We start from the raw sequence: 1,635 nt of genomic DNA, 5'->3' as shown, positions 1-1,635 counted from the left end.
TCCCCGGGCCGGATTGGCGGGCGTCGTCAGGTGACTGACCTTGTTGGCGAACCAACCGAAACCGCCGGCAAACAAAGTTGCAAGGATGAGGACGGAGAGGGCGGACAGGCGCAACGTGGCTCTTAGACGGCTCACAGCGCGGCGGTCATGCGAACGTGCAACCACCACTGGCATCTGCCCAGCCGTACCGGTCGAATCCCGCGCGTCCATCGCCATATGGTTAATCCTGAAATGCGGCCTTGGGTAGGTAAAAGACGCACTTTGCGTTACGCGAATTCTCTATTCGTGATCACCCTGTTTTATCCATGTCGTTATCCCAAAACCCGTTCCCACTTTTGGGCGACATGAATTAACCTGCATCCGGTTGGCGGACATCGATGTCGCTGAGATAGGCAACGACGGTGGCGTGCGAGGTTGCCGCCGTCAGTCCGCCGATCACCAGCACCATCAAGACGACACCGAGATAGCCTGCCGAACCGATGGCGAAATTGCCGAACAGGGCGGTCGCCTGGTCGGCCTGCGGCGTCGCCATATTGCGCGACGACCACCAGGAAAAGACGATGAACACGAGCACTGCCGCAGCACCGCCGGCCGCCGCTCCCTTCATGCCGGTGACCAGGAAATGCCGGCGGAATTCGCGCGCGATAAAGCGTGCCTCGGCGCCGACGAAATGCAGGACTTCGATGATGTGACCGTTGCCGGCCATGGCGCCGCGCGTCGCGAACACCACCGTCAGCACCGTCGCCGACAGCATCAGCGCCAGCACGGCGATGCCGATGGTCACCGTGGTGCGGGCCATCGCCACCAGCCGGTCGACCCAGGTGCGGTGATCGTCGAGCGATGCGCTCGGCAGTTTCGGGGTGATCGCGGCGCGTATGGCGGCGAAATCGGGCGGGCTGTTCTCGTCGATGGTGACGATGATCAGTCGCGGCACCGGCAATTCGTCGATGTTGAGGCCCGAGCCCAGCCAGGGCTCAAGGAGCCGCGCGGTCGCCTCGCGGTCGATGATCCGGGTCGCCTTGACGCCGGGGAATTCGCCGGCGATCTGGGAGGCCTGGGTAAGGGCTGCTTCCATGTCGAGGCCGTCGACCGGCTTGATCTGGATCGTTGCCTCGCGTGAAATCTGGTTTTCCCAGACGGACGCTGTGTCGCGCACCAGCGTCACCGCGCCGAAAGTCAGGCAGGACAGGAAGGTCATGATGGCGATGACCAGCACCAGCGCCCGGCCGGCGATGTTCTGCGCCGGCACGATCGGCGCCATCCTGCGCTGGGCGCGCGGCTTTGCTTCGGTCGCCTCGGCGTCCTGCTCCCTTTCCACAAAATGTTCGGCGGACAGTTCAGTCATAGATATCCAGCCTTCCCCCGGCCAGGATCATGCGGCGCGCGTCGACCTGCTCCATCAGGCCGAGGTCGTGGGTGGCGATCACCACGGCGGTGCCGAGACGGTTGAGTTCGATGAACAGCCGCAGCAGGCGTCGCGCCAGCGGCGGATCGACATTGCCGGTCGGTTCGTCGGCGAGCAGGATTTCCGGCTGCTCGATCAGCGCCCGCGCGATCGCGGCGCGCTGCTTCTCGCCACCGGACAGAACCGGCGGCAGCACATGCATGCGTTCGCCCAGCCCGACCCACTTCAAC

Annotated in this window: 2 protein-coding genes and 1 pseudogene; all 3 read right to left on the bottom strand. The window is 64.3% G+C overall.

From position 1 onward, the window contains the following. Positions 1 to 216 (bottom strand): annotated as a pseudogene (locus EN955_RS34420) (YdcF family protein); the annotation flags it as partial. A 133-nt stretch (positions 217 to 349) separates the two neighbouring features. Further along, positions 350 to 1,345 carry an ABC transporter permease gene (locus EN955_RS34415; RefSeq protein WP_013529399.1) on the bottom strand — a complete coding sequence of 332 codons (996 nt, stop codon included), beginning with the start codon at positions 1,343 to 1,345 and terminating at the stop codon, positions 350 to 352. Beyond that, the coding region (locus EN955_RS34410) for an ATP-binding cassette domain-containing protein (RefSeq protein WP_127223573.1) at positions 1,338 to 1,635 on the bottom strand (298 nt) is incomplete at its 5' end. The genes EN955_RS34410 and EN955_RS34415, both read right to left, overlap by 8 nt.

Source organism: Mesorhizobium sp. M7A.F.Ca.CA.001.04.2.1 (assembly GCF_003998485.1).
GTDB classification, from domain to species: domain Bacteria; phylum Pseudomonadota; class Alphaproteobacteria; order Rhizobiales; family Rhizobiaceae; genus Mesorhizobium; species Mesorhizobium ciceri.
The sequence above is the reverse complement of the archived record's forward strand: the minus strand, read 5'-3'. Positions and strand labels throughout refer to the sequence as shown.

Bases quoted from the DNA above. Each gene is read 5' to 3' on its own strand.
- EN955_RS34415 (WP_013529399.1), bottom strand. From the start codon at position 1,345: ATGACTGAACTGTCCGCCGAACATTTTGTGGAAAGGGAGCAGGACGCC.